The organism is Streptomyces nanhaiensis, assembly GCF_046614825.1.
In the GTDB taxonomy this organism is placed as follows: Bacteria; Actinomycetota; Actinomycetes; order Streptomycetales; family Streptomycetaceae; genus Streptomyces; species Streptomyces radiopugnans.
Window position 1 is genome coordinate 1 of sequence record NZ_JBKJFM010000403.1, and the last position, 477, is coordinate 477.

1 protein-coding gene is annotated in these 477 nt (G+C 81.1%); it reads right to left on the reverse strand.

The window, feature by feature from the left end:
* Positions 1-477, reverse strand: a 477-nt coding sequence (locus tag ACLIYP_RS30820) for a glycosyltransferase (protein WP_412716349.1), incomplete at both ends; no start/stop codon positions are given.

Below are 477 nucleotides of genomic sequence, written 5' to 3' on the forward strand. Positions count from 1 at the left end.
GGTCGGGCGCGGCGGCGGACCGCTCGGCCAGCACCTCGGCGTACAGCCGCGCGACCCGCTCGGCGGTGTGCCGTACGTCGTGGAAGGCCCGGACGTGCTCGGCGGCCAGCAGCCCCAGGTCGTGCCGGAGCGGAGGGTCGGCCAGCAGCGCGGCCAGCGCGCGGGCCAGGGCTCGGGGATCCTCCGGCGGGACCAGGAAGTCGGCGGCGCGGCCCGGCGGGAGGCTCTCGGCCGCGCCGGTCACCGCGGTCGCCACCACCGGGCGGCCGCAGGCCATCGCCTCCAGCGGGACCAGGGCCATCCCCTCCCAGCGGGAGGGGAGCACCACCGCGTCGGCCGCCGCGTACCAGGCCGCCGTGTCCTGTGCCGCCCCGGCGAACAGCACCCCCGCGGGCGCCGCCCCGGCCAGTTCCCGGCGCCAGGGGCCGTCGCCGACCAGGACCAGCCGGGCGCCGGGGACGCGGGCGGCGACCTCGG